Genomic DNA, 26,677 nt, shown 5'->3' on the forward strand with positions numbered 1-26,677 from the left:
CGTCATTCCCCCGTCATGAGGCTGCACGCCTTCTTGAGGTCCTTTTCGGCTTCAAAGAGCGACAAGCGACGACACCGGACGGCCTGGACCAGACCACTAACCAGATGCAACAGAATCCTGGCCTTCGGTGCGTCATTTCCGGGCTCTTTGCTCAACGAACCCACAACTTCTTCGGACAAGAGGTCAATCTCCCGCAGCAGCTGGGCGGTATCGCTGTCCTTGCCGGCAGGCCGGATGAGGCAGTGCTCCACGCCGGGCTGCATAACCCTCAGGTGGAAGATCTCCATCATCAAACCTGACAGTGCATGGCCCTTGCCTTTCCTCTGGCGCACGCCGTCGCGAAGCTCGCGCAACTGCTGCCGGTAGACGGCCAACATTAGGTGCGCCGTAGAGGGAAAGTAACGGTAGAGGGTGCCCAGCGGAACGTCCGCTTTCGCGGCAACGTCCGACAAACTCAAGGTGTCGAATTGACGCTGCGCAAAGCCGGAGGCTGTCTTCAGGATGCGGGCATAGCGCAAAAGCTGCCGCGGGGTGGTAGGTGCGGCAGCCATACGGGGCAACCCCGTCGTCAGGTCAAGGGAGTACGGTTCCAGGGAAAACGGTTCGGGCATTTCCGGCGATCTCTTGGCAGGCTGGCAAGGAAACGGCCGGCTCAGGTCACAGGACCCGCGGCAGGCCGATCGCACCAATGATACGTGAGCAAAATGACCGTTTCCTGAGAGCGCCTGCTTGCAACGCGTCCATGCCGTTCCCCGGATTCCCCCCGCTGCGCCCCTAAACTGCAGGAAGCTCAGGTAAACCCAACTAGGTAGCAGTAGAGCGCGTTTTGGACGCTCAAAACGCGCTTAAATGCGACCCAGTTGGGTCCACGCACGGGAGGAAGACCACTATGGGGAATTTTCGACGCCGGATGGCAGCAGCGCTGCTGGCCGCCGCTGTGGCGGCCGTGGCACTTGGCCCCCTGCCGGCGTCGGCGGCCAGCAACGGGCCGGACCCCATAGTCAATGGTGAAGCGTTTGTCGGCAAGACGCTAACAGCAGAAATCGGCCCATATACCTTCTATGGTTGCGGCGGAGGCAAGGGCCCCGACTTCACTGTCTACTGGACAAGGGACGGCTTCCTGGTGGCGGGCGAAACCGGGCGCAGCTACCTCCTGCAGCAGGATGACACGGGCGCACGCATGGCTGTGCACCTGACCGCCAGCAAGACTGCCTGCGGGGGTGAAACCCTTCACAGCGACGAGACCGGACCCGTCGCTGCGCCCAACCGGGCCAATGGTTTCACGGGCCGCAGCTTCGAACTCCTGGCGCGCGGAAGTGACGGCTCGTTGATGTTGTACGGGCGGACAGGCACCGCTTGGGACGCCGCCCGCACCGTGGGCTGGGGGTGGAACGTCTTCAACCTTGTCCTTTCCCCCGGCGACTTCAACGGTGATGGCAAGGGTGACGTGATCGCACGGGATTCGGCGGGGACTCTGTATCTCTACGCCGGTGACGGAACCGGGGGTTGGAAGCCGGCCCAGACCATCGGCAAAGGCTGGAACATTTTCGACTCAATCGTCAGCCCTGGCGACTTCAACGGGGACGGCAACAACGACATCCTAGCCAGGGAACCCGGCGGTGCCCTCTATTTGTACCCCGGCAATGGTTCCGGAGGCTGGCTGGCGAGGACCGCCGTCGGGCAGGGCTGGCAGGTGATGGACGCCTTGCTGACGCCTGGCGATTTCAACGGCGACGGCAAGGTGGACGTGCTTGCCCGTGACCGCAGCGGCTACCTGTATTTCTACGGCGGAAACGGGGCGGGCGGTTGGACGCGGTCGTGGCTCATCGGTGTCGGCTGGAATGCCCTCAAAGCTGCGGGTGCCGCGGGTGACTTCGACAAGGATGGCTTCCAGGACGTTTACGGCGTGGACCAACAGGGCCGGCTGGTGATCTATTACAGCGATGGCCGGACCGGGTGGCGCACATCCCAGTCCGTGGGCAACGGATGGGGCGGTTTCACAGCAATCTTCTAGCTGAGTCCCAGCCGCGGTAAGATTAGCCGCATAAGTCTGGGGAGGACACAATGAACGCTCTATCATGCCGTGTATCAGGCGTGCGCCGAGCGGTAGCCGGAATTGCGGCTGCGCTTATTGCCGCCGTCGCTTTCGCCCCGGCACCTGCCATGGCAACCATGGACCCCGCAGATCCCGTGGTTCACGGTGCGCCGTTTGTTGGCTCAACGCTCACGCTGGAGATCGATCCCGACTCTTACCGTGGCTGCGGCAAAGCGGCCGGCCCGGACTACCAGATTTACTGGACCCGCGACGGTGTTCGAGCCGGGGACCACTGGGAGTGGTGGAACTACAAGCTCGGCGAAGAAGACCGCGGCAAGACCATCGCGGCCCATGTCGCAGCCAGCCAAAACGGGTGTGAACCGCAGGAAGTCTCCAGCCAGGAAACGGCGCCCATCTCAGCATCCAACAGGGCCAACGGCTTCACCGGTCGGGGCGCCTATGAGATGCTGGCCCGCCGCACGGATGGCACCCTCATGCTGTATCCCCGCATTGGCGGCGCGTGGGAAGCCTCCCGGACCGTTGGTCCCGGCTGGAACGGGTTCAGCACAGTCCTCTCCCCCGGCGACTTCAACGGCGACGGCACCAACGACATCCTTGCGAAGGACTCCTCCGGAAGGCTCTTCCTTTATGCGGGTACTGGGGACGGCGGCTTCCTTGCCGGACGCCAAGTGGGCAGCGGATGGAACAGCTTTACGTCGATCGTCTCCCCCGGCGACTTCAACGGCGACGGCAACAACGACATCCTCGCCCGTGATTCCGGCGGACTGCTTTATCTCTACCCCGGCAATGGCAGCGGCGGCTGGCTGACCCGTTCATTGGCCGGCAGTGGTTGGAACGTGGTCAACCAGATCATCACGCCGGGCGACTTCGACGGCGACTACAACGTGGACATCCTGGCGAGGGACTCCGCCGGCAGCCTGCGCCTGTACAAGGGCAACGGCAGCGGCGGCTGGGCAGGCATGGCCGTGATCGGGCAAGGTTGGAACGGCATGGCAGCCATTGGCGCCGCCGGCGACATCGACGGTAACGGCAATGTGGACGTCTATGCAGTGGACGGATCCGGCCAGCTGCTGGCCTACTACGGCGACGGCGACGGCGGCTGGAACGGCGCCCAAACCATCGGCTGGGGCTGGGGCGGTTTTAACGCCTTGTTCTAGGGGTTTGGGGAGACCATGACGACTTTTTCTTCCGTGCGCCCAGCGGCTTTTGTGCATTCGGTACGGTCGGGTTTTCACATCCTTCTAGCCATCCTCCTCTGCTCTGCGCTGGCAATTGCAGTCCCGCCGCCCCGCGCTACAGCTGCGGGAACAATCGTCCCGCTTCCCACCGTGGTTACCCGGACGTCGGCGGCAACGGCGGGTCCCGGGAGCATTGTCTCCTTGTCCTTCACACTGAGCGGTCCCGCGAAGGAAGTAGGTTTCACGTACGTCAATGAGGACACCCTGGAGCAGGCCACCCTCTACGGACCTGCCAGCCAGCTGTCCGGGCCTTACAGCGCGCAAGCCAAACTGCCGGTGGACGGGAGCGCCTTCCAGCGAACCGGGCGCTACAAACTCCTCAGCGTCAACATCATGCTCCCCTTGGGCCAGGGGGTAATCCGCGACGGGCGCGATGGCAACATCATCTTCCTTTCGCAAGGACTGGAAGCACCAACGCAGCGGCCAGGGGCCTTGGACGGCGTCGACTTCGCCGTCAACAATCCCGGCTTCCCACTGGTGGACAATCCAAATATCAAGCCACCAACCATCACAGGCGTGGCACGCTACGACCAAGTGCTGACCGCGGACAACGGCTCTTGGGCCCAACCGCCCACCGGCTTCGCCTACCAATGGCTGCGCAACGGCCAGCCGATCCCTGGAGCCACGCTCAGCAATTACCGCATCGCAGAAGCAGACCTTGACCAGACCCTGTCACTACGGGTCACGGCCACAAGGGCAGGCTTCCGGGCTGTGTCGGCATCCTCGCTCCCACTGACGCCCACGTCACCCATCACAGCTACCGCTCCCACACTCCAAGGCAAGCTGATCATCGGAGAGAAGCTCACCGGCGTCTTCAACGAGGGCAGCGTCTCCGGCGGGACACTCGGCGGCCCCGTCATCGTCAGGTACGAATGGGTGCGCAACGGTACCGCGATCAGCGGTGCCACGTCGAAGACTTACACCCTTCAGGCAGCGGACCGTGGCGCCGTCGTCGGCTTCCGGGCAGTAGTCCAAGCGGGTAATCCAGTGACGGCCACGCGTCCGTTTACGTTTTTCGGCCGCTCCTTAGTTCGAAACAAGCCGCACACAACAGGTTTCGACGCCGGGGCCTCCATGGACCTGTTCGCGCGCGATGCTGCGGCGAACCTGCTCCTGTACCCCACCGACGGCGCGGCCCACTGGCAAGCTCCGCGGACCATCGGCTTTGGGTGGGACATGTTCGATACCGCCTTCAACGCGGGCGACTTTAAAGGAGACGGCTTCAATGACGTCATCGCAAAGGACCACGATGGATCGCTGTTCCTATACCCGGGCAACGGAACCGGCGGCTGGCTTCCACGCAAGCAGATCGGCTGGGGATGGGACGTCTTCGATTCGATCATCGCCGCAGGCGACTTCTCGGGCGATGGCAACAACGATGTCCTTGCCCGCACGCCTTTGGGCGCCCTGGTGCTCTACCCCGGCAACGGGACGGGCGGCTTCAAATCCCCTGGCGCCGTAGGCCAAGGGTGGGACGCCCTCAGCGAGGTCTTCTCGCCCGGCGACTTCGACGGTGACGGCAACCCTGATGTCCTGGGCCGTGACAGCGCAGGAAACCTATGGCTCTACGGTGGCAACGGCAACGGCGGATGGACCACTGCCAGATCCATCGGCACAGGCTGGAACGTCATGTCACGCATTGGTGGGGCCGGAGATTTCAACGGAGACGGCTTCAACGACGTTTGGGCCATCGATGCCGGCGGCCAACTGAACATGTACTACGGCAGCGGCATCGGTGGATGGAAAGGCGCCGGTGTCGTTGGCTGGGGCTGGGGCGGGTTCACGGCGGTTTTCTAAGCCGATTTTGGTTGCGTTTTGAGTTTGACTTGTCTTTCGCGTGAATTTTTGCCAGCAAATTCCCAGACTTTCTGTGTCGCCATGTACTCTCAAGTCACTTACACCCGCCGGCCATCTGCGACCGGCCTAATTTGGGGGAACCATGGGGAGCACTCCTCTGCGCCGCGTGCGCAGCTTGCTGGCCGCATTTATGGGCAGCGTTATTTTGGTCGGCGGGCTGGGTCTGGCACCCGCAGCACATGCTGATGACACCTTCGCACCGGTACCTGTGGCGGTCTCCACGACGCCAGACGCGATCGGCGCTGGAGGGCAGGCAACATCGCGCGTTACCTTCCAGGCATCCGGTCCGATTACCGACGTCTACGTCCTGTTCCGGAATACAGCAACGGGTAAACTCCACACGACGATGACGCAGGGCTCGTACAGTTCCGCTGATTCGACATACTCGTTCGACGTCTTCTTTGCACAGGGGACCCCGCCGGGAACCTACCTTGCCCAGTACATGCAGATTCAAACCGCAGCCGGCCAGGAAGTAGGTTACTGGCGCGACGGTTCCTTGATCCACAACCCCGGCAACCTCCCCGCCTCCGGAACCGCGGCTGTGGCCTTGGACGCCTTGGACTTCAACTACGTGACTCCCGTAGACATCGATCGTCCCCACACGTCCGGCTTCTACCGTGCCGAATATTGGGATTCGTACACGATGAGCCTGTTCGTCCGGGACTCCTGGGGGCGACTCGGCCTGTTCCCGACCGGCGGAAACGGCACCTGGCAGCAGGCATATGAAGTCGGCTCGGGGTGGAACATCTTCAACACGATGTTCGCTGCCGGCGACTTCAACAACGACGGCGAGAATGACGTCATTGCCCGCGACAGTTCCGGTTCGCTCTTCCTCTACCCAGCTGGCTGGCATGGTGGTTGGTACCCGAGACAACAGATCGGTTGGGGCTGGGGGATCTTCAGCACCATCTTCGCGGCAGGCGACTTTAGTGGAGACGGCAACAACGACCTCCTTGCCCGCAAGTCTTCCGGTGAGCTCATGCTGTACCCGGGCAACGGCCACGGCGGCTTCCTGGCTGCCTCGACAGTCGGCTGGGGATGGGGCGGCATGACTTCGGTGTTCTCCCCTGGTGATTTCGACGGCGACCACAAGCCTGATGTCCTCGCCCGTGACGGCGCCGGAAACCTCGTGTTCTACGGTGGCAATGGCCACAGCGGCTGGACTAGCAGCCGCGTGATCGGCCAGGGCTGGAACGCTATCACCAAGCTCGGCGGTGCCGGCGATTTCGACGGCGACGGCGCCAACGATGTCTGGGGCATCGACACCTCCGGCCAGATGCGCATGTACTACGGCAACGGCTCAGGCGGGTGGAAGGGCTCCGCTGTAGTTGGCTGGGGCTGGGGCGGCTTCAACGCTGTTTTCTAGAGTCCGGCGTCAGGCCGTTAGGCGGGGGCCTCGTCCGAATCGATTAGGACGAGGCCCCCGCCAAGTTCATTGTTAATGATCCGGGTTGGCCAGCAGGCCAGCCTTCTTTTTGGAGGAATCCCTTGCATACCAGCACTCCTTTGCCCCCCACCGCGCGCAGGCGCCAGCGTTGGCTTTCGGTCCTGGCCGCATCCGTTGTGACAGGTCTGCTCGTAGCTCCGGCACTCCCGGCGCAGGCCGTCGCACCTGCAATTGCCGCACCAACCCGCTACGTCTACATCAACGGAACACCCCAACTGGGCGGCGATCCAACAGTCGGCGGCTTGCTGAAGTTGGACATCTCGCGGACCTTTGCCCACGTGTCACCTGACGGCGGTTCTCCTTCCGTTTCATTCTCTTGGACGAGAGACGGAGCTGTAATCCCCGGTGCAACGAGTACCACCTACCGCGCAACCGCCGCTGACCTTGGACGGGTGATAGCCGCATACGTCACCATCATCTACGACGCCGACTCCCAGCTCACGGTGCAGGCACGCAATCCGCTGAGGGTAGCAGCCGCCGCCCGTGCCCGCGGATTCAATGGCGACGGAACACTGGATATCTTTGCCCGCGACGCCTCCGGAAGGCTCCTGCTGTACCCCACGGACGGGCGGGGCAACTGGCAAGCGGCACAGGTAATCGGCTGGGGTTGGAACAACTTCAACCTTCTGGTGTCTCCCGGTGACTTTGATGGCGATGGCACGGTAGACGTTCTGGCTCGCGATAATTCCGGCCGCTTGTTCCTTTACCAGGGCAACGGCTCCGGCGGGTGGAAGCAAGCCTTACAGGTCGGCCAGGGGTGGCAGGGCTTTGCTGATCTGATCGCCCCCGGAGACTTCAACGGTGATGGCACTAATGACATACTCGCCACGGACACAGCAGGCAACATCTTCCTGTATCCCGGCAATGGGCGCGGGGGTTGGCTACAACCACGCAAAATCGGTCAGGGGTGGCAGGGCTACTACGCCGTTGGTGCTGGACACTTTCTCGGAACATCAGATCTCGTGGTTCTGACCCGTCCCTTCTGGGGAAATCTTGAAGTGCGCACGACAAACCGTAACGGATGGTTTGAAGAATACGGCCTGCCTGGTGGATTCGCCGGTTCCATCGGCTGGGGCTGGGAGACCGTTGCTCGTTTTGGGGTCGCAGGCGACTTCAACGGAGACGGTGATTCCGACGTTTACGGAATTGATAACAGTGGCCGGCTCACGATGTATCTCGGAGACACAACCGGACTCGCGGGTTCCGGCATCTCCGGCTACCGATGGAAAGGCTCACCGGTCGTCGGCTGGGGCTGGGGCGGCTTCACGGCCGTCTTCTAGGCCTCTAGGCTTACACCACGCTCTTGATCTTGACCACGAACACCGCACCCAGCAGCCCGATGACCGCGGCGGCTACATACAGCGAGACGTAGCCGCCCAAATACGTGACGAACGGGAATGCGATAAGCGGGGCGATGACTTGCGGGAGCGAGTTTGCCACGTTGATCACGCCCAGGTCCCTGCCTCGGTCCAGTGCCGTCGGCAGGACCTGGGTGATCAGTGCGAAGTCCACGGCAAGATAGGCTCCAAAGCCGAGGCCCAGGACCAGTGCCCCCGTGATGGCACCGGCCCACGTGGGCGCAAACCCGAGAATCAAGGACGCTACGGCGATGATCACGGACGACGCGATCACCAAAGGCTTCCGTTTGCCCATCCGGTCGCTCAAAGCTCCGCCGATCACGCTGGTGATAATCACCATGACCGCATACAGGCCTGTCAGGATAAGCACTCCGATCGCGGGTTCGATGCCCTCGGTTTCTTTCACATGCACGGCATCGCTGAGGAAGAACAGGAGATAGAGGGTGACCATGTGGTTGCCAATGTTTACCAACAGTCGCGTCAGCCAAGCCCAGGCGAAATCGGGATAGCGTACTGGCGAAACCCAAAAGCCCTGGAAAAACCGCGCAAGACTGAACGGTGGGCGGGCCTGGGCTGGAAGCGGCTGGTCGTCATTCTTGAAAAGATAAAGCACGACGCCGGCAAGCAGCGCCGCTGCACACACCAGGTAGCCGGCAGCAAAGTTTCCCGCTACGACGGCGGCAATCACCGCGCCGGCCAGGATGCCAACTGTCTGTCCCATGGCTGCCAAACCACCGACCGTGCCACGTTGCGGCACCGGAACGCGGTCTGGAATCGCAGCTGTAATGGCAGCGTAAGCGCCGTTGCATCCGGCCTGCACCAAGCACCACAGCACCGTCATGACCGCGACGTTCGGCGCTCCCGCCAGTCCTACGAGTGCTGCCGCGCCCAGGATTGCTCCTACGAGGACCCACGGAACGCGACGTCCGAAGCGGGAGACAGTCCGGTCGCTGAACGCCCCGAACAAGGGGTTGGCAACCAACGAGACGGCGGCGCCGCAGCCCGTTACCAGCGCCAGGATCGCTTCCTTTTGTTCCTCATCGAAATGAGCCGCCTGCTGGCCCAACAGCACCTGGATGGGGCCGAAGAACGCCGCATTGATGCCCACGTTGATGAGCACGACACCAGTAATCCACAGTGCGCGGACCCGGTCCACTGGTTCGGCGAGGGCAGTGGCCGTGCCGCCCCGGACTATGGCAGGATCCGGCACGGGACCGGGCAAGTCGGACAGGCTCATGGCAGGTTCCCCCTAGTTTCAACGTCTGGATTCAGATTAGCGCGGGTGGAGGGCATGGAACCTAAGTTCATGTCAGTTATCCACATAGCCCTCGACGTGCCGTGCCGCTTACCTGGCGCACGCGTTAGTGTGGCCTCAGAACGTAGTGAGGAGAAGGACATGAACGAGCAGATTAATACGGCTGATCTCTATGACGATCGGGGCGAGGAATTGGAATCGGTTGCTGTCCAATTCCAGAACCTCGGCGGTCACACGCACTTCAGCGGACAGGTACGTACTATCAGGTGCTTCGAGGACAACGCCCTGGTGAAGACAGTCCTTGGGACGCCCGGCGAAGGAGCCGTTCTGGTGGTTGATGGTCAGGGATCATTGAGGACTGCCCTCATGGGGGACATGATCGCTGAAAGCGCGGTGGCCAATGGTTGGGCCGGCGTCATTATTAACGGAGCCATCAGGGATCGGGAAGCACTCGCCCGCCTCCCGCTGGGCATCAAGGCGCTGGGCAGCAACCCGAAGAAGAGCGCAAAGACGGGTGTAGGCGAGGTTGATGTCCAGCTGGTGATTGACCGCGTGAGAATCCAACCCGGAGTAATGATCTACAGCGATCCGGATGGCATTCTCGTGGAACGCTGACCCCTTTGACTGGCCGACTTACGAGGGTTGTTCAAGAAACATTCTTCTTCCGGGAATCAAACAGGCATTAGGATAGTTACTGAAAGCAACTATCCTGCTTAAAATCCACTTTTCTGCCACCTCTGGAGAAGATATGTCCAAATCTGCGCCCGTCCGGGCCGCCGGCGAGGTCCTGACGCATCGTCAGACGCTCACCGTCATGGTGGGACTCATGCTCGGCATGTTCCTGTCCTCACTGGACCAGACCATTGTGTCCACGTCCATCTACACCATCGCCAATGACCTCGACGGCTTGTCACTCCAGGCATGGGCAACTACCGCCTACCTCATCACTTCTACTGTGAGCACGCCGCTCTACGGCAAGCTCAGTGACATCTTCGGGCGCCGTCCGCTGTACCTGGCAGCCATCCTGATCTTCCTGGCCGGATCCCTCTATGCCGGGTCCGTCCATTCCATGACGGAGCTTGCCATCGCCCGTGGCGTGCAGGGCCTGGGCGCAGGTGGTCTTTTGGCGCTGGCACTGACAATCATCGGCGACATCGTTGCTTTGAAGGACCGGGCCAAATACCAGGGTTACTTCATGTCCGTCTTCGGTATCTCCTCCGTCCTCGGTCCTGTCATCGGCGGCGCTTTCGCGGGAACATCGACCATCCTGGGCTTCGACGGCTGGCGCTGGGTATTCTTCATCAACCTTCCCATTGGCCTTGCGGCACTCACTGTGGTGTTCATGTTCCTTCACCTGCCTGCACGGCACGTGAAGCAGAAGATCGACTATTGGGGCGCGGCAGCCATCACCCTGGCAATCGTTCCGCTCCTTCTTGTAGCCGAGCAGGGCCGGTCCTGGGGTTGGGCATCGGGCGCATCCTGGCTGTGTTATGGCCTTGGCGTCGTCGGCATCGTGGCGTTCCTGTTCGCAGAGATGCGGGCCGGGGACTACGCCTTGATCCCCTTGCGTCTCTTTAAGAACGCAACCTTCGGTTTGTCATCCCTGCTGAACTTCATCATCGGCATCGGCATGTTCGGTGCTATCGCCATGCTGCCCATGTACCTGCAGCTGGTGAAGGGCCTGACCCCCACCGAAGCTGGCCTCATGATGATCACGTTCACCGTGGGCATCCTGTTCGGTTCCATCAGCGCCGGCCGCACCATCTCGTCGTCGGGCGTTTACAGAATCTTCCCCATCCTCGGTACGGCAATCCTGACTGGCGCAGCCGCTGTGATGGGCCTGGTGCTCGGCGTGGACACTGGCCTTTGGGTTCCCGGACTCATCGCCGTGTTCTTCGGCGTCGGCTTGGGCTTCTGCATGCAGCCGCTGACACTTGCCATGCAGGTATCGGTGCCGCCCAAGGACATGGGCGTCGGAACCTCTACTGCGGCGTTCTTCCGTTCCATGGGTGGTGCTGTGGGCACGGCCGTGTTCATCTCCATGCTGTTCAGCCTGGCAGCGGACAAGATCGCCGATGGCATGAAAACCGCTGCTTCCAGCCCGGACTACCAAGCGGTCATGAAGGATCCGGCCGTGGCCGCAGATCCCGCAAATGCCAAACTCTTCGATTTCTTCAAGAATGGTGCCACCAACGATTCCCTGAACGACACCAGCTGGTTGCACGCAGCCAACAGCACCCTCACCCGGCCCATCACCGAGGGCTTCGCACAGTCAATTGACACTGTGATGCTCACGGCCGCTGGCCTGATGCTGATCGCGTTCCTCATCAGCTTCGCGTTGCCCAACAAGAAGCTCATGGACCCGAAGGCAGCAGCCAAGGAATCCGTCCCGGCGCACTAAGCGGTACGTGCTCTTCCACGACAAGAACGGCAGGCAGTCCGAGGATTGCCTGCCGTTCTTGTCGTGAAGCCATTGTCGTTCGGTGTCAGTGCCATTCAGGGCTTGAGATCAGTACGAGTCCTGGACAAGGCGTTGCGCCTGCTCAAGGTCATCGCGCAAGTCGCGGTCCTGAACGTCGGATGGCAAAGTGAAGCCTGCCTCCATCATGGCTCGCAGCCTGGGGCTGCTGAATTCGCCCGGACGCCTGCCTTGCGCGCGGAGCGCACGTGACGCACAAAGAAGCTCGACGCCGGCGACGGTCGCCAATGCGTGCGCAGTGGACTCCAACTGCGCCGCACCAAGAGTTGCGAAGCTCGCGTCTTCCTCAGCACCCAAGGACAAGTTGACGGTTTGCAGGCTTACGGGCTGGGCGTTCGCGCGAATACGGCCTACCGCTGCAGCGGCGACGTACTCCAGCATCATGACTCCGGACTGCCCTGCATCGTTGCCTGCCAGGAATCGGTGGAGGCCGGTGAAAGTGGGATCGCAGAGACGGGTGATCCTGCCCAACGTCGTAGTGCACGCGGCCCCAAGGGCCACCTGCAGGGCATCGATGCGCCGCGCCAGTGTGGACATATGGAACAGGCCGTGATGTGCCACGCCGTTCGTGCCATCTTCCACTGAGCCAAAGACCATGGGGTTCTCGTGGCCCGCCACGGACAAGCGCTCCAGAGTGATCCTCATCGATTCGAGTTCTTCCATGACCGCCCCCAGAGAGTGCGGCAACATGCGCAAGCAGTACGGATCCTGAATCCTTGCAGGCTTGCCGGATCCAGCCACCAATTCCTGCAGGGTCGCAGCGACATCAGCCATGGCGTCCGATTCAGTGGCCTTTGCGACTTCGGTGCCGAACGCTTCCGGATTGCCGGACATGGCCGTGAACGACAGAGCACTGATGGTGGTCAGGTTCTCCATCATCGTGACCAGCTTCTGGTGAGCCAGGATCGCCTGCCCGATGGTGAGGGCACTGGAACTGATGAAGGGAAGCGCGTCTTCAGGGGGCCAGGAATCCAAAGCCTTCGGCACCGGCGTGCCATCCATCGTGGGACGCTCACCCAAGAGTGTTAACGCGGTTCCTGCCAGGGCCGGCAGGTCTGCTGTGCCAATACCGCCAAATTCCCGCACTTCGGGCAGGGTATCCGCGTTCAGCATCTGCACGACGGCCTCGACCAGGTCCGGGTTGATTCCGGATGCCCCAGCCGCCAGCTGGGACGCTCTGACCACCAGCATGGCCCTCACCGTTTCGCGGTCAAGGGCTCGTCCGGCATCCACCGCATGGCTCCGAAGCAAGTTGACTCCGTGCTGGTCTGCGGACGCATCCGATGTATCCAGGGTTACGGAACGGTTAGCCCCCACACCAGTGGAGCGCCCATAAACCGGACGTGTCTGTGCCGTTGCCCGGGCTGAGCGCTGCGAGGCGGCCATGCGTTCGATCGCCGACTGCGCAAGAACCACCTTCTCGCCGCCAGCGGCAATTGCCACGATCTCGGCAAGCCCAAGGCGCCGTCCGTCGATCTCGACCATGGAATGATCCCTTCGTGAATTCGGTCAACCAACCAGGTAGCAGCTGATGCCGTTTTCAGCCCTCAAAACGACATCTGCTGCTACCTAGTTGGGGATGGTGGGCTTACTTGCTTTCTGGGGCCACATGGGCGAGGGACCCGGCCTGAGCTTGCGAAGGCAGGGAGCCGGTGGGGATCATGGGGATGCGGACGCCGCGTTCGTTGGCGACTTCGACGGCGCGGTCGTAGCCGGCGTCGACGTGGCGGATGACGCCCATGCCGGGGTCGTTGGTCAGGAGCCGCTCGAGCTTCTCCGCGGCCAGGTCGGTGCCGTCAGCGACGGAGACCTGCCCGGAGTGCAGGGACCGGCCGATACCCACCCCGCCACCGTGGTGGATCGAGACCCAGGTAGCACCCGAAGAGGTATTGATCAGGGCGTTCAGCAACGGCCAGTCCGCGATCGCGTCGGAGCCGTCGGCCATGGACTCGGTCTCCCGGTACGGGGACGCCACCGAGCCGGAGTCCAGGTGGTCACGACCGATCACGATCGGGGCCTTGACCTTGCCCTCGGCGACGAGCTGGTTGAACAGCAGGCCGGCCTTGGCCCGTTCGCCGTACCCGAGCCAGCAAATACGCGCCGGCAAGCCCTCGAACTCCACCCGCTCCTGGGCCGCGTCGATCCACTTGTGCAGGTGCTTGTTCTCCGGGAACAACTCCTTGATCGCCTCGTCCGTGACCCTAATGTCTTCCGGGTCCCCGGACAGCGCGACCCAGCGGAACGGGCCCAGGCCCTCGCAGAACAGCGGACGGATGTAGGCCGGGACGAAACCGGGGAACTCGAACGCCCGCTCGTAGCCGCCCTTGCGTGCCTCATCACGGATCGAGTTGCCGTAATCAAACACCTCAGCCCCGGCGTCCTGGAACTCCACCATCGCCTGCACCTGCCGGGCCATCGAGGCCTGGGCCTTCTTCGTGAACCCTTCCGGATCAGCCTCAGCCTCGGTGTGCCACTCCGCCACGGTGATACCTTCCGGCAGGTACGACAACGGGTCATGGGCGGAGGTCTGGTCGGTGACCACATCGAAGGTCACGTCCCCGGCCTTGTGGCGGCGGAGCAGTTCCGGGAACACCTCAGCGGCGTTGCCCACATACCCCACCGACCAGCCACGGCGCTCGGCCTTCGCGGCCTGGACCTTCGCGATCGCCGCGTCCAGATCCGTTTCGACCTCGTCCAGGTACCGCTTGCCCGCCCGGCGACGCAAACGGGTCTCGTCCACATCCACGATCAGGCACGCACCATCATTCAACGTCACCGCCAGCGGCTGCGCACCACCCATGCCACCACACCCACCAGTCAGGGTCAGGGTGCCGGCCAGGGGACCTTCGGACGAGCCTTCCGCGGCGGGGGCCGGGTGGCGGCCCTCCGCGGCGAGCTTGTTCCCTACCGCGGCGAATGTCTCATACGTGCCCTGCAGGATGCCCTGCGTGCCGATGTAAATCCAGGACCCGGCAGTCATCTGCCCGTACATCATCAAACCCTCTGCCTCCAGGCGGCGGAACTCGGGCCATGTCGCCCAGTCCCCCACCAGGTTCGAGTTCGCCAGCAACACCCGCGGAGCCCACTCATGGGTACGGAACACACCCACCGGCTTGCCCGACTGCACCAGGAGCGTTTCGTCCTTCTCCATCGTTTCCAGGGTGCGGGTAATCGCATCAAACGCAGCCCAGGAACGCACCGCACGGCCCGTACCCCCGTACACCACCAAATCATCCGGACGCTCAGCAACCTCCGGATCCAGGTTGTTCATCAACATGCGCAACGGCGCCTCGGTCTGCCACGACTTGGCAGTAAGCTCAGTACCCCGCGCGGCCTTAACCGGACGGGCACCAGTAGTGAAATCGGCAGTCATTCTTTACTCCTATAAATCCTGCAAACCAGCGGAAGCACGAGGGCCGGGTTTAGCCCAGGTTCTTGCTCTTGAGCCATTCCTTGGCGATCTCGCCGATGTCCTCAAACTTCGCTACGCGGCCGTTCATCTTGATGAGGTCCTCAGTGGTGAGCGCAGCAGAGACCTTGTCCAGTGTTTCCTTCACGGTATCCGTGGACTTCTTCTGGTTGATGACCGGCAGGATGTTCTCGGACAGGAAGAGGTTCTTGTTGTCCTCAAGCGCCACCAAGTTGTTCTCGGCCAGGGCGGGATCGGTGCTGAAGAGGTCGGCAACCTGGATCTGGCCGGAAAGGAGGGCGTTCAATGTCAGCGGCCCACCGGCGTCGAGCGCTGAAAATTCCTTGAACTCAAGGTTGTAGACGGACTTCAGTCCGGCAACGCCGTTGAGGCGGGTCTTCCACTCCGGCGGCCCGCCCAGGACGAGTTCCTTGGCGACCGGCTGGAGGTCCTCGATGGTCTTCAGCTTGTACTGGTCGGCGATGTCCTTCTTCACAGTGAGGACGTCCTTATCCTCCGCTTCCGAAGCCGTCAGAACCGTCAGGCCAGAGGGGATCTTGGTGGCCAATTCTTTGGTGACTTCCTCGGACGATACTGCCTTGGTGGCGGAATCGAGGTATTGGAGGAGCGCACCGCCGTACTCCGGCATGAGGTCGATGGAGCCGTCCTTGAGGGCGGGGATGGTGACCTCGCGGCTGCCAATGCTGGGCTTTTCCGTGACATTGACACCCTTGGCTTTGAGGGCCTCGGCGTAGATCTTGGCGACCAACTGGCTCTCGGGGAAGTCAGCCGAACCGACAATGATGCTGTCGCCGGAGCCCCCAGCTGCCGCGGTGTTGGATGTGCTCATAGGGTCCCCGCCGCCGCAGGCGCTCAGGGTGATGGCGGCGACGGCCGCAAGGGTGAAACCAGTCAAGTACTTCTTCATGTCAACTCTCCTGAAATGGCGCTTACAGGGCATGCAGTGGCCAGGTGGGGGGTGGGTGGAGGTGATTCTTGCGTGCTGGAAGTCCAGCGCAGTGTGTTGCTTAGACCGTGACGGGGGTCTTCACGGGTTCGGCTACTGGAACCGACTTGATGGTTCGCCGTGTCAGTCCGGGTGAGACAACGCGGCGGGTGATGAAGGCGAGGAGCTGGTCGAAGAACAGGGCCAGCAAAGCAACGAGGACAGCGCCGGCGACCATTTGGCTGTAGTCATTTTGGGCCTTCCCGTCGATCAGGAGCCGGCCCAGGCCGCCAAGCGAAATGTATGCTGCGATGGTCGCGGTCGAGATAATCTGCAGCAGTGCGCTGCGGACACCAGACAAAACCAGCGGAAGCGAACACGGCAACTGGACATCCGTAAGGATCTTCATGGTGCGGAAGCCCATGCCCCGGGCGGCGTCGACGGCGGCAGCATCCACTGCGCGCACGCCGGCATAGGTGTTGGTCAGGATCGGAGGCACCGCAAGGAGTACCAGGACGATGAGGCTTGGCAGGATGTAGCCCATCCTCGATGGGAACGCGGGCGAAATGAGCAGAACCAAAAGGATCAGCAGGCCGACGCTCGGCAGGGCGCGCAAGGCATTGGCCAGGCCGGCGATCATGAACACGCCCTTGCCGGTTACGCCAATGTAGATTCCCAGGGGAACGGCGATAACGGCAGCGATAGCCAGAGCGATCAGGGAGTAGAGGAGGTGCTCACCGATCAGGGTCGGGATGCCGTCTGCGCCGCTCCAGTGCGCGGGGTCGAACAAGTAGTTCACGATGCCACCACCTTGGGGGTCCACGGTGTCAGCCACCGGTTGAGAAGGATGATCAGCCCGTCCAGGATCATGGCCAGAATCACGCAGAGCACGATGCCGGCGATGATCGGCGTAAAGAAGCGGAGCTGGAAGCCCTGCGTAAACAGGGAGCCGAGCTGCGGGATACCCAACAGTGCGGCAACGGAGACCAGGCTGACGTTGGATACAGCGGCCACGCGAAGGCCCGCGCAGATAACGGGTACGCCCACGGGCAGCTCTACCTTCAGGAGGCTCTGGTACCCGCGGTAGCCCATCGCCTTGGCAGCCTGGACGGTGTCTTCAGGGACGGAGTCCAGGGCATCTGCCACGACCCGCACCAGCAGCGCAACCGTGTAGATGGTCAACGCCGCCACGATATTCAGCGGGTCCAGGATCTTGGTGCCAAGGACAAGTGGCAGCAGAACGAAGAGTGCCAGGGAGGGGACGGTGTACAGGAGTCCTGCGACGCCCACCAGCAGCGGATAGATCCTGCGGCTCCGGTGTGCCCACCAGCCCAGGGGCAAGGCGATCAGTAGACCAAGGACCAAGGGGATGACGGCCAGCAGGACGTGCCAGCCGAGAAGGAAAACAATGTTGTCGAACTGGCGGCCCAGCCACTCAAAGTTCATCGGGCCGTCTCCAGGTGTGGTTCAGCCTCGATGGCCTTGACGACGTCGGTGGCTGTCACGGTTCCGATCAGCTCACCATGCTCGTTGACAACGACACCGCGGCGGCTGGGCGAGGAGAGTGCAGCGTCCAGCAGTTGGCGCATCGTTCCCGAGGCAGCTGCCGGGATGCCGCTAAGGTTCAGGTTTTCACGCTTGAGCTCACCGTTGAGAAGTTCGGGCTGGGCCCACCCAAGAGGCTTCCGGCCGCCGTCGACTACCAACACCCACGCACCCGAAGCCTTGGCGCGGGCCTCTTCTCCGGAAGCGCCGAGCTGAACCACAGCTTCCTCACCGATGGCCACACTGCCGGCCTTCGTGAAACCGAGGGAGCGATAACCGCGGTCACGGCCCACGAAGTCTGCCACGAACTCATCCGCCGGCGAGGTGAGAAGCTCCGACGGCGTTGCCATCTGGGCAAGCTTGCCACCGACACGCATCACGGCAACCTGGTCGCCGAGCTTGAGGGCTTCATCGATGTCGTGGGTGACCATGATGATGGTCTTGCCGATCTCACGCTGGAGGCGGAGGAACTCCTCCTGCAGCTGCCCGCGCACCACAGGATCCACGGCACTGAACGGCTCGTCCATGAGCATGAATGCCGGGTCCGATGCCAGTGCCCGGGCCACGCCCACGCGCTGCTGCTGGCCACCGGAGAGCTGCCATGGGTAACGCTTGGCGAAGCTCGCGGGCAACCCCACCCGCTCCATGAGTTCCAGGGCCTTGGTGCGGGCCTTCTGGCGGCTCTCGCCCAGAAGGACCGGCATGGTGGATACGTTGTCCACGATGGTCTTGTGCGGGAAGAGTCCTGCATGCTGGATGACATATCCGATCCTCCGGCGGAGCAACGCTGCATCCATGCCGGAGGTGGGCTCGTCATCAAGATAGATGGTGCCGCTGCTGGGTTCGATGAGGCGGTTAATCATCCTCAGCGAGGTGGTCTTGCCACAGCCGGAGGGGCCCACCAGAATGGTCAGCTTGCCGGTCGGGGCCTCCAGGTTGAGGCCATCGACGGCGACAGTACCGTCGGGGTACGCCTTGGTGACATTTTCAAATTTGATCATTTTTCTTCCATGCTTTCCTGGGGCACTTCATGGTTTCCGTCGGGTTCCACGAGGATGTTGTTCGCTACCTTCACCAGTTCCTCGCCAAATGTCCGGGCCTTCGCCTCGTCCAAGCGGTAACTGGGAACGACGATGCTGAGGGCTGCCACGGTTCGGCCGCCGATCACGATGGGCGCGGCAACCGCAGTGATGTCGTCTTCAACGCCGCTGCGCACAATGGCGTAACCGCGGCCGTTCTGCCCGCCAGTCAGGACCTTGCCGGCGGCGGACCCTTCCAGTGGGATGCTCCTGCCGACCCAACTGGTGTGCCGGACAGAGCGGGTACCTTCAACGATGGCGATGTAGATCCCGGTTTCCCCAGGACCGGGAATACTCAAATAGCAGGACTCGCCGGTTTCCGCGACGAGCCGCTTCATGTGCGGCGTGCAGAGCGACACCAGGGATTCCTGACCCAAGGCGAGGGCTCCCAGCTGGATGACGCTGGCTCCCGGACGGAAATTGCCGCCCGGATCCCGTGTCACGAAGCCGCTGCCTTCCAGAGTGCGAAGGAGGCGGAGCGCGGTGCTGGCAGAAAGGTCAACCACCCGCGCAGCGTCACTGAGGCTGATGGAGCCGTCAGTGCAGACTGCGCTAAGGAGAGCCAACGCCCTTTCGACTGTGCGGGTGGAGGAATCTGCTGCCACTGCCTGACCTGCTTTCAAGTGGTCTAAGTCACCATGTCTTGCCACTAAGTAAAAATCAATTTTCATCAAATGGCAAGGCTTGGCTGCAGATTACTTGACATTCCGGGATTTGAGACGTCGCTTGTTCCTGTAAGGCGCGCTCAGGTTTCGAGCCTGTTAATAGTTACTCGAACTCTTGCCATGTGGTGGCATCTGGTTTTTACTTGGTGGCAGTCTTCATCAATCGGAGGAACACGTGGAAACCGTCAATCAGCTCCTTGCCTCAATACAGGATGTGGGCCGCGATGCGGTGCGCGGAGGCTACTCCAGGGCCGTCTACTCGACACCCGAACTTGATCTCAGGCACTGGTTCACTGAGCAGGCAAAAAGCCGCGGCCTGGACGTTGAAACAGATCGCAACGGCATCATCTGGGCCTGGTGGGGAGACCCACAGGATGGCGCCCTCGTCACCGGCAGCCACCTCGATTCCGTCCCTGGTGGCGGCGCCTTCGATGGACCCCTCGGCGTCGCTTCCGCGCTCGCCGCCGTCGATCTCCTCAAAGCCCGCGGAGTTCAGCCGCCGCGTTCATTGGCCGTCACGGTCTTCCCGGAAGAAGAAGGGTCCCGCTTTGGAGTGGCCTGTTTGGGTTCCCGGCTCCTCACCGGCGCCATCGACGTCGACAAGGCACTGAACCTGCGCGACGCGGACGGAAACACCTTCGCCGACGTCGCGCGGGACAACGGCCTCGATCCCCAGCATGTCGGCCCTGATCCTGAGGCCTTGGCGCGGATCGCCGATTTCGTTGAATTGCACGTGGAACAAGGCAAGGGCCTGGGACAAGACGGGCCGGCCATCGCGGTGGGAAGTTCGATCCTGGGTCACGGGCGCTGGAAGATCAGCGTCAGCGGCCAAGGAAACCATGCCGGCACCACCCTCATGGCAGACCGGGCCGATCCTATGGTTGCTGCCGCGCAGATCATCGTCGCGGTTCGCGATACGGCCGCCAAACAGCCCGATGCCCGAGCCACGGTCGGCCGTTTGACCCCCGTTCCCGGCGGCACCAACGTGATCGCCTCGCGCGTCGATCTATGGCTGGATGCCCGCCATCCCGACGACGCCGTGACGGCTCACCTCATCGAGGCCATCTATAGCCAGGCGCAGGAAGTCGCCGCAGCCGAAGGGTGCACGGCAACCCTCACGGAAGAGTCCTACAGCGACACCGTGCACTTTGACCCGGGGCTGAGTCGACGCATCAGCGGCCTGCTGCCCGGAGCCCCGGTCCTGGCAACCGGCGCGGGGCACGACGCCGGCGTGTTGGCCGGATATGTTCCCTCGGCCATGCTCTTTGTCCGTAATCCCAGCGGAATCTCGCATTCACCGGAAGAATATGTGGCCGACGAGGACGCTTCGGCAGGCACCGTTGCCCTCGCGGATGTTCTGGAGGGACTCCTGTGAACGCGTTCTGGTGCGAAACGGCCATCATTACGTCAGACGATTCCGCCGGTTCGAAGGACCGCACCGCCGCACCCACCACGCTGACGGCTGCCGCCGGAGTACGCATCGAAACGCAAAACGGCCGGATTTCCAGCATTACCACCGGAGCTGAACCACAGCCCGGCGACAAGACGCTGACCGGAATTACCTTCCCGGCAGCTGCCAACGCCCACTCCCATGCCTTCCATCGGGTCCTGCGCGGACGCACCCACGACGGCCGCGGAGATTTCTGGGTGTGGCGGGAGCAGATGTACCGAAGCGCATCCGAGCTGACCCCAGAGAAATACGAGAAGCTCGCCACTGCTGTCTTTGCTGAAATGGTGGTCACGGGCTTCAGCAGCGTGGCCGAATTCCACTATGTCCACCACCAACCCGACGGTAGGCCCTACGCGGAACCCCATGCCATGGAGCTGGCCCTGGCGCGAGCGGCAATGTCCGCCGGGATCCGGCTCACTCTTCTGGACACCTTGTATCTGGCCGGAGGAATCGGTACGCCCCTCAATCCCGAACAGGCAAGGTTCGGGGATGCGGATGTGCACGCCTGGCTTGATCGCCTAAGCTCACTCCGGGCAGCTGTTGCCCAGCAATTTCCGCCGGAACTTGTCAGCGTCGGAGCTGCTCTTCACTCCGTCCGGGCCGTCCCGGAGGAAGACCTCAAAGTTGTAGCCAGGCAGCTGCCCGAAGACATCCCCCTTCACATCCACCTCAGCGAGCAACCCGCCGAGAACCAAGCCTGCCTCGAGGCCTACGGCACCACGCCAGCGGGTCTTTTGGAACGCCACGGACTCCTCTCCAGCAGGCTGTCCGCCGTCCATTCAACCCACCTGACGCAGGAAGACATCGCCCTGCTCGGAAACGCAGGCGCCACGGTGGTCATGTGCCCCAGCACGGAAGCCGACCTCGCAGACGGGATAGGTCCCGCGCGGGAGCTTGCCGACGCCGGGGCAGCCATTGCGCTGGGCACGGACCAGCATGCGGTGATCGACCCATGGACTGAAATGCGCACGTTGGAACACGGCGAGCGGTTGGGCACAGGACAGCGGGGAAGGTTCTCACCTCAGGAACTCCTGCGGGCCGCAACGGAAGGGGCTGCCCGGTCCATGGCTACGCCCATTGCCGCGTCGGGGCTTGAGGTGGGCGCAGTCTGCGATCTCATGGTTATTGATCCGGCATCCACCCGCACTGCCGGGTCCCGACCTTTGCAGATGGCATTCAGCGCAACTTCCAGCGACGTCACCGAGGTCATCATCGCCGGAGAACTGGTAGCCTCGCACGGCGTCCACACACAGCTCGGCAGCCCGGGCAGTCTTCTGTCGGAGGCGCTGCAAGAGCTGTCCTAGCGTCACGCATTAGCTCCTCCAAGCGGCCGACGGCGGCATGGTGCGTTGCACTCGCGACGCACCTGCCGCCGTCGTGCTTTGCGTTCAAGTAGTGACGCCAAAGGCAACCTTCCAGGCCTTGGGAAGGCGTGTTTGGACCTTCCAGCCCACTCCCAGCTGCCAGTCAGGACAGGTGCGTTAATTTAGTGAATGCACGTCATCTGAACCACCTTGACTGGAACTTGGCGGATATGGCGTGCCACACTGTGTAGCGCGTGTGCACCGGCGTCCCCGTCGGAACAGCCGACGACGTCCCGCACCGTGAATCCCACACCACCATTCCCAAGGGAGACCCATGTCCAATCCCAGCACCGAAGGCGTGCCACCAGTGTCCAGGAAAGTGATCGGCCTGGCCGTCGCTGGGGCGGTGGGTGGCTTCCTGTTCGGCTTCGATTCTTCCGTGGTCAACGGTGCCGTGGATGCCATGAAGGACGAATTCCTGATGAGCGAGGCCGTCACTGGCTTTGCCGTCGCGGTCGCCCTCCTGGGGTGCGCACTGGGAGCCTATCTTGCGGGCAAGGTGGCCGACCGCTACGGCCGCATCCCGGCCATGAAGATCGGCGCCCTCCTGTTCCTGGTGAGTTCCGTAGGTACAGGACTGGCTTTTGGTGTGTGGGACCTGATCTTCTGGCGCTTGGTGGGGGGCTTGGGCATCGGCCTTGCTTCGGTGATCGCCCCTGCCTACATTTCCGAGATTTCTCCCCGACACGTGCGTGGTCGTTTGGCATCGCTTCAGCAGCTCGCCATCACCACCGGCATCTTTGCGGCACTGCTGTCCGACGCCGTCCTGGCTAATTCCGCTGGCAGCGCCGGCAGCACCTTCTGGCTCGGCATGGAAGCGTGGCGCTGGATGTTCATCGCTTGCGCCGTTCCTGCTGCGGTGTATGGCTGGATCGCATTCCGCTTGCCCGAGTCGCCGCACTTCCTGGTGCTCAACGGCAAGGAAGATGCCGCCCGCAAGATCTTCGACACCCTCATTCCGGGCGACGACACCGAGCGGCACATCCGCGATATCCGCGAGTCCATCCAGCAGGACCTGCTGTCCACCAAGAAGGGCTCGCTGCGGGGCAACACATTCGGCCTGCAGGCGGTAGTGTGGATCGGCATCATCCTGTCCGTGCTGCAGCAATTTGTCGGCATCAACGTGATCTTCTACTACTCAACCACGCTGTGGAAGGCTGTTGGATTCCAGGAGAAGGACTCCCTGACCATCTCCGTCGCCACGTCCGTGACCAACATTCTTGTGACCTTGGTAGCCATTGCACTGGTGGACCGCATTGGTCGCCGACCGATCCTTCTGACCGGTTCCATCGGCATGGCCGCCTCGCTCGGCGTTATGGCATTGGCGTTCTCCTCGGCTGTTGGTACGGGCTCCGAGATCAGCCTCCCGGGCGCTTGGGGGCCAGTTGCCCTGGTTGCGGCCAACGTCTTCGTGATCAGCTTCGGTGCTTCCTGGGGTCCACTCGTCTGGGTGCTGCTTGGCGAGATCTTCCCGTCCCGCATCCGGGCCCGCGCGCTCGGACTGGCGGCGGCCGCGCAATGGATCGCCAACTTTGCCATCACGCTCAGCTTCCCCATCATGGCGGCGGGTTCGCTGCCGCTGACGTACGCCTTGTACGCGGCGTTCGCTGCGGCGTCGTTCTTCTTTGTGATGTTCAAGGTTCCCGAGACCAACGGCATGTCGCTGGAGCAGGCCGAAACGCTTTTCGTCCCCAAGGGCGCGCCGGTGGCACCGCTTCCGGTTACCTCCCACGAGGCCAAATAGCGAGCATCTACACCAGGTGCGGCTCGTGCGACTTCAGGTACCCGCGGCCTCCGAAGGCAATGAGAATCGCGATCACCATGGCGACGGCACCGGCAAAGAAGGGCACCTGCGGCCCAAAGTGCTCGCCTAGCTGGGCGGCGGCAAAGGGGGCCAGCGCACCACCCATCCAACGCACAAAGTTGTAGCCGGCGGACGCGACGGGTCGCGGAGAATCGGAGACGCCCATGGCCAGTTCGGTGTAAATCGTATTGTTGATGCCCAGCAGGGCACCCGCCACGATCACAAGCACGACGACGACAGTCACCGAGTGCCCGGCAGCAAGTCCCAGTCCGAGGAGGTCGAGCATGAGCGCTGCCAATGTGCCGGTCAGGACCTTAACGGCGCCGAAACGCTTCTGTAGCACGGGCGCGACGAACACCGAGAACACGGCAACGGCAACGCCCCAGCCGAAGAACACTCCTCCGATGCCGTATGCATCCATGCCGAGGATGAACGGCGTGAAAGCGAGGATAGTGAAGAAGCCGTAGTTGTAGAACAGGGCGCTTGCCGCGGTGGTGCTGAGGCCCTTGTGTCCCAGCGCGAGAAGCGGATCCCGCAGGCGTGACTTCCTGGCGGGAGCGGGCGTCTTGGGAAGCAAGGCCAGCAGCGCGATAAAGGCGGCAGCCATGAGGACCGTGGTTCCAAAGAACGGTGCCCGCCACTGCCAGCCGCCCAACAAGGCCCCGAGAAGCGGGCCCAGCGAGATACCCAGGCCGAGCGCCGCTTCGTAGAGAATGATGGCCGTTCCGGTCCCACCACTGGCCACGCCAACGATCACCGCCAGGGCGGTCGCGACAAAGAGGGCGTTCCCTAGTCCCCAACCAGCACGGAAACCCACCAACTGCTCAACACTGCCGGACAATCCGGACAACGATGCAAACACTACGATCACTGCCAGCCCGATCAGCAGCGTCTTCTTGCCGCCGATGCGCGAGGACACGAAGCCGCTGATCAACATGGCGATCGCCGTCACCAGGAAGTAGCTCGTGAAGAGCAGGGAAACTTCACTGGTGGAGGCCTCAAGGTTCTTGGCGATTGCCGGAAGAATCGGGTCCACGAGCCCGATACCCATGAACGCGAACACGGCAGCCAGCGCAGTGGCCCACACGGCCTTCGGCTGCCTCAGGAATGAAGCCTTTTCAGCCTCAAGGGTGGTTTCAGTAGTTGTCTCGGCGCTTTCTGAAGCGTCAGCCAATTGGCGTGACATTCAAGGGCTCCTTGTCGATGCGTTTAGTTGTGGTTAGTTCTGGAATGAGCTGTTGAGCTTGCTGATGATGGGGAGCGCCGCGGCGAGTTGCTCGACTTCGTCGCTGCTTAGCTCCTGCAGCAGCCCGGCCACCATCGCGTTTCGCCGCTGGTTGGCGGACTCGACGGCGGCCCTCCCGGCTTTGGTGATGACGACCTGCACGGCGCGGGAATCGTTGACGTCCGGCTGCCTGAGGACGAGCCCTGAGCGTTCGAGCTTGATGATCTGCTCCGTGGCGCTGGGGACCTTGATCCCCAGGTTCTTGGCGATGTCACCCACGCGGAGACCGCCGTCGGAAATCATGGACAGCAGGCTGAGCTGCGCTGCGGTGAGTTCACCCTCCGGATCCAGGCGGCGGAACATGTACACGCCAAGGCGCAGTGACTCGCGGAATTCCTGGGCGATGTGAAGAAGCCGTGGATCTAAAGCCGAAGTACTCGTCATATTTAGGTAGCCTAATAGTTAGGATACCTAAGAGTCAAGCGATGCAGCACGCAAGTGAGTCGCAGGTGAGCGCGTTTAGAGCCCTGAAAACGCGCACAAATGCGACTCAGTCGGGTTAAAGCGTGAGCTTCATGCCCTCGTGGCTCGCGACGAAGCCCAACCGTTCGTAGAAACGGTGCGCAGCAACGCGCGACTTGTCCGTGGTGAGCTGCACCAGGGAGCAGCCACGGTCCCGGGCTTGGTCGATGGCCCACTGGATCATGAGCGCGCCTACGCCTTGGCCACGGAGCACCTCGGAAACCCGCACGGCTTCGATCTGCGCCCGCCAAGAGCCCTTGCGGGACAGGCCCGGGAGATAGCTGAGCTGGAAAGTGGCCACCACGTCGCCGTTCAGTTCGCCCACAACCAAGAGGTGGGCCGGGTCGCCGTCGATCGCGTCAAAAGCCAGCTCGTACGGCACGAGGTCGTCCGGATTTTCACGCGCGGCACCTAATTGGTCATCAATCAGCAGCGCAAGGATGCGCGGCAAGTCGGCTTTGGTGGCGCGCCGAAGACTAAAGGTTCCGGAGCCGACGTCGGCAGTCATCAGGGCGGGCGTGGCGGCAGAGTCTGGGGTCACCACCCCAGCATGCCATTTTGGTCAGAACTCAGTATTGCTAAGTACTGGTACCTAGTTCTACTATGTAGTGGTAGCTAGTAATACTGAGTAGTGAAGGAGGTGTCCGATGGGCAAGCAAATGACAGAGATGCTCAAAGGCACGTTGGAGGGCATTGTTCTGGCCCTCCTCACCGGAAAGGCGGCGTACGGATACGAAATCACAACGCTGCTTCGGGCGCAGGGCTTCACCGAGATCGCTGAGGGCACCGTGTACGCACTGCTGGTCAGGATCGAACAAAAAGGGCTGGTGGACGTCGAAAAGCGACCATCCGAAAAGGGGCCACCCCGCAAGGTGTACACCCTCAACGCGCAGGGCGAAAAAGAACTGAACGAATTTTGGAACACATGGAGCTTCTTGTCCGAACGGCTTGAACAGCTCCGCAAGGGAGGAAATTAGC

23 protein-coding genes are annotated in these 26,677 nt (G+C 62.4%); 11 read left to right on the forward strand and 12 right to left on the reverse strand.

The window, feature by feature from the left end; genetic code table 11:
• Nucleotides 1-2: 2 nt before the first annotated feature.
• Nucleotides 3-611, reverse strand: a complete 609-nt coding sequence (locus J2Y41_RS09030) for a TetR/AcrR family transcriptional regulator (protein ID WP_224165656.1) — start codon at nt 609-611, stop codon at nt 3-5.
• Nucleotides 612-889: 278 nt separating this feature from the next.
• Between J2Y41_RS09030 and J2Y41_RS09035 the strand changes: the two genes are divergently transcribed.
• The 5 genes from J2Y41_RS09035 (at nt 890) to J2Y41_RS09055 (ending at nt 7,878) form a co-directional block, all read left to right on the forward strand.
• Nucleotides 890-2,014: a VCBS repeat-containing protein gene (locus J2Y41_RS09035; protein ID WP_309928123.1), complete on the forward strand. Its 1,125-nt coding sequence runs from the start codon at nt 890-892 to the stop codon at nt 2,012-2,014.
• A gap of 50 nt (nt 2,015-2,064) precedes the next feature.
• On the forward strand, nt 2,065-3,213 hold the full coding sequence (locus J2Y41_RS09040) for a VCBS repeat-containing protein (RefSeq protein WP_309928124.1): 1,149 nt from the start codon (nt 2,065-2,067) through the stop codon (nt 3,211-3,213).
• A gap of 15 nt (nt 3,214-3,228) precedes the next feature.
• A complete protein-coding gene (locus tag J2Y41_RS09045) occupies nt 3,229-5,091 on the forward strand; it encodes an FG-GAP-like repeat-containing protein (protein ID WP_309928125.1) in 1,863 nt (620 codons plus the stop codon).
• 142 nt (nt 5,092-5,233) lie between these two features.
• Nucleotides 5,234-6,517, forward strand: coding sequence for a VCBS repeat-containing protein (locus tag J2Y41_RS09050; protein ID WP_309928126.1), 1,284 nt, complete (start codon nt 5,234-5,236; stop codon nt 6,515-6,517).
• A 122-nt stretch (nt 6,518-6,639) separates the two neighbouring features.
• On the forward strand, nt 6,640-7,878 hold the full coding sequence (locus tag J2Y41_RS09055; protein WP_309928127.1) for an FG-GAP-like repeat-containing protein: 1,239 nt from the start codon (nt 6,640-6,642) through the stop codon (nt 7,876-7,878).
• Nucleotides 7,879-7,888: 10 nt separating this feature from the next.
• Here the strand turns inward: J2Y41_RS09055 and J2Y41_RS09060 are convergent, their stop codons facing one another.
• Nucleotides 7,889-9,193, reverse strand: coding sequence for an MFS transporter (locus J2Y41_RS09060; protein ID WP_309928128.1), 1,305 nt, complete (start codon nt 9,191-9,193; stop codon nt 7,889-7,891).
• Between the two features lie 159 nt (nt 9,194-9,352).
• Here J2Y41_RS09060 and rraA point away from each other — a divergent pair, with 159 nt between their 5' ends.
• Both rraA and J2Y41_RS09070 read left to right on the forward strand, forming a co-directional pair.
• On the forward strand, nt 9,353-9,826 hold the full coding sequence (gene rraA / locus J2Y41_RS09065) for a ribonuclease E activity regulator RraA (protein ID WP_224093390.1): 474 nt from the start codon (nt 9,353-9,355) through the stop codon (nt 9,824-9,826).
• A 133-nt stretch (nt 9,827-9,959) separates the two neighbouring features.
• Entirely contained in the window at nt 9,960-11,612 is a 1,653-nt protein-coding gene (locus J2Y41_RS09070) for an MDR family MFS transporter (protein WP_309928129.1), read from the forward strand.
• Nucleotides 11,613-11,720: 108 nt separating this feature from the next.
• Here the strand turns inward: J2Y41_RS09070 and J2Y41_RS09075 are convergent, their stop codons facing one another.
• From J2Y41_RS09075 to J2Y41_RS09105, 7 genes are all read right to left on the reverse strand, one after another.
• On the reverse strand, nt 11,721-13,175 hold the full coding sequence (locus tag J2Y41_RS09075) for an aromatic amino acid ammonia-lyase (protein ID WP_309928131.1): 1,455 nt from the start codon (nt 13,173-13,175) through the stop codon (nt 11,721-11,723).
• 103 nt (nt 13,176-13,278) lie between these two features.
• Complete coding sequence (locus J2Y41_RS09080) at nt 13,279-15,063, reverse strand: urocanate hydratase (RefSeq protein ID WP_309928133.1); 1,785 nt, start codon at nt 15,061-15,063, stop codon at nt 13,279-13,281.
• Nucleotides 15,064-15,112: 49 nt separating this feature from the next.
• Entirely contained in the window at nt 15,113-16,027 is a 915-nt protein-coding gene (locus tag J2Y41_RS09085; RefSeq protein ID WP_224165670.1) for an ABC transporter substrate-binding protein, read from the reverse strand.
• 100 nt (nt 16,028-16,127) lie between these two features.
• Nucleotides 16,128-16,880 (reverse strand): ABC transporter permease subunit, encoded by a 753-nt coding sequence (locus J2Y41_RS09090; protein WP_309928134.1) that lies wholly within the window; start codon nt 16,878-16,880, stop codon nt 16,128-16,130.
• Nucleotides 16,841-17,491: an ABC transporter permease gene (locus J2Y41_RS09095; protein ID WP_224093363.1), complete on the reverse strand. Its 651-nt coding sequence runs from the start codon at nt 17,489-17,491 to the stop codon at nt 16,841-16,843. The genes J2Y41_RS09090 and J2Y41_RS09095 overlap by 40 nt, the downstream gene beginning before the upstream one ends.
• Nucleotides 17,488-18,591 (reverse strand): ATP-binding cassette domain-containing protein, encoded by a 1,104-nt coding sequence (locus J2Y41_RS09100; protein ID WP_309928136.1) that lies wholly within the window; start codon nt 18,589-18,591, stop codon nt 17,488-17,490. Before J2Y41_RS09100 ends, J2Y41_RS09095 begins: the two co-directional genes overlap by 4 nt.
• Nucleotides 18,588-19,319, reverse strand: coding sequence for an IclR family transcriptional regulator (locus J2Y41_RS09105; protein ID WP_396133513.1), 732 nt, complete (start codon nt 19,317-19,319; stop codon nt 18,588-18,590). Before J2Y41_RS09105 ends, J2Y41_RS09100 begins: the two co-directional genes overlap by 4 nt.
• Before the next feature lie 190 nt (nt 19,320-19,509).
• Between J2Y41_RS09105 and J2Y41_RS09110 the strand changes: the two genes are divergently transcribed.
• From J2Y41_RS09110 to J2Y41_RS09120, 3 genes are all read left to right on the forward strand, one after another.
• Nucleotides 19,510-20,709: an allantoate amidohydrolase gene (locus J2Y41_RS09110; RefSeq protein WP_309928137.1), complete on the forward strand. Its 1,200-nt coding sequence runs from the start codon at nt 19,510-19,512 to the stop codon at nt 20,707-20,709.
• Nucleotides 20,706-22,088 carry a formimidoylglutamate deiminase gene (locus J2Y41_RS09115; protein ID WP_309928138.1) on the forward strand — a complete coding sequence of 461 codons (1,383 nt, stop codon included), beginning with the start codon at nt 20,706-20,708 and terminating at the stop codon, nt 22,086-22,088. Before J2Y41_RS09110 ends, J2Y41_RS09115 begins: the two co-directional genes overlap by 4 nt.
• Before the next feature lie 334 nt (nt 22,089-22,422).
• Complete coding sequence (locus tag J2Y41_RS09120) at nt 22,423-23,892, forward strand: sugar porter family MFS transporter (RefSeq protein ID WP_309928139.1); 1,470 nt, start codon at nt 22,423-22,425, stop codon at nt 23,890-23,892.
• A gap of 7 nt (nt 23,893-23,899) precedes the next feature.
• On the opposite strand, the gene J2Y41_RS09125 is transcribed toward J2Y41_RS09120, so the two are convergent.
• The 3 genes from J2Y41_RS09125 to J2Y41_RS09135 all read right to left on the reverse strand — a co-directional run bounded on the left by J2Y41_RS09125 (nt 23,900) and on the right by J2Y41_RS09135 (nt 26,207).
• The gene (locus J2Y41_RS09125) at nt 23,900-25,138 is read right to left on the reverse strand and encodes an MFS transporter (RefSeq protein ID WP_309928140.1); all 1,239 of its coding nucleotides are present in this window, start codon (nt 25,136-25,138) and stop codon (nt 23,900-23,902) included.
• A gap of 33 nt (nt 25,139-25,171) precedes the next feature.
• Nucleotides 25,172-25,621, reverse strand: a complete 450-nt coding sequence (locus J2Y41_RS09130; RefSeq protein ID WP_309928141.1) for a MarR family transcriptional regulator — start codon at nt 25,619-25,621, stop codon at nt 25,172-25,174.
• 115 nt (nt 25,622-25,736) lie between these two features.
• Nucleotides 25,737-26,207, reverse strand: coding sequence for a GNAT family N-acetyltransferase (locus J2Y41_RS09135; RefSeq protein ID WP_309928369.1), 471 nt, complete (start codon nt 26,205-26,207; stop codon nt 25,737-25,739).
• Between the two features lie 139 nt (nt 26,208-26,346).
• Between J2Y41_RS09135 and J2Y41_RS09140 the strand changes: the two genes are divergently transcribed.
• Complete coding sequence (locus J2Y41_RS09140) at nt 26,347-26,676, forward strand: PadR family transcriptional regulator (RefSeq protein WP_224093327.1); 330 nt, start codon at nt 26,347-26,349, stop codon at nt 26,674-26,676.
• Nucleotide 26,677 lies beyond the last annotated feature (1 nt).

The sequence above is a fragment of the Arthrobacter sp. 1088 genome (assembly GCF_031455315.1).
Taxonomy (GTDB): Bacteria; Actinomycetota; Actinomycetes; order Actinomycetales; family Micrococcaceae; genus Arthrobacter.